The sequence below is a fragment of the Bacillus sp. mrc49 genome (genome assembly GCF_002803435.1).
On record NZ_PHNG01000563.1, the window covers coordinates 1 to 1,140 of the forward strand.

Genomic DNA, 1,140 nt, shown 5'->3' on the forward strand with positions numbered 1-1,140 from the left:
TCACACTCATGGAAAAATCCCCCTCTATCCATTTGCCTTCATTTTACCGAAGTTTCAAACCGGCAGCTTTTTTCCTGAAGCGGACTTCAAATCCGCATTGTATTTTGCCCTTTTCAGGAATTGCCCTTTTCCTGCCTCACCTACAAACTGTTTATTTTTAATCACAAACTCCCCTCTGGAAAGGACCGATACTGGTTCTCCAGTAATCTCCATGCCTTCAAAGGCATTATAATCCACCGCCATATGATGTGTATCGACGGATAGCGTCCTTTCCGCCTCCGGATCAAAAATGACGATATCGGCATCCGACCCTACAGCAATCGTCCCCTTTTTCGGGAATAATCCAAAAAGCTTGGCCGCACGTGTAGAAGTCACGTCGACGAATTGATTCAAGGTGATGCGCCCTTTCTTGACCCCTTCGGAAAAAACGATGCTCATGCGGTCTTCAATCGTGGGGCCGCCATTCGGTATTTTCGTAAAATCATCTCTTCCTAAATCCTTCTGACCTTTGAAATCGAAGGAGCATTGATCGGAACCTACCGTTTGCAGCTGACCCATTTTCAAGGCATTCCATAGCACTTCCTGATTCTTCTTCTCCCTTAACGGTGGTGACCACACATATTTCGATCCCTCGAAATGGGGCTTTTCAAGATAAGACTGGTCCAAAACCAAGTATTGCGGACAAGTCTCGCCCCAAATATCAACCCCTTTATTTCTTGCCTCGGTGATCTTTTCTACCGCATCTGCACAAGTGACATGAACGACATAGAGCTGCCCGTTCGCCATCTCCGTCAATTTTGCGGCCCGCCCAGTAGCTTCCCCCTCAAGCTCGGGAGGCCTTGTTAGCGCATGGTAGATTGGATCCGTGTTTCCTTTTTCAAGCGCCTGCTTCGTAAGATAATCGATGACATCGCCATTTTCAGCATGAACCATGACAAGCGCACCAAGCTCTTTCGCCTGCAGTAAAGTGCGGTATAGCGTGGCATCATCGGCTTGAAAAACATTCTTGTACGCCATGAAGACCTTGAACGAGGAAATCCCTTCATCCGCGATGATCCCCGGCAATTCCGCAAGAACCTCATCATTGATCTCGCTGATCATTAGATGGAACCCATAATCTATCGCGGCCTTTCCATTGGC

The 1,140-nt window shown here is 47.6% G+C and carries 1 protein-coding gene; it reads right to left on the reverse strand.

Features of this window, described 5'->3' with window-relative positions; translation table 11 throughout:
• Positions 1-54: 54 nt before the first annotated feature.
• On the reverse strand, positions 55-1,140 hold a 1,086-nt coding region (gene hydA, locus CVN76_RS05840; protein ID WP_100530593.1), incomplete at its 5' end, for a dihydropyrimidinase.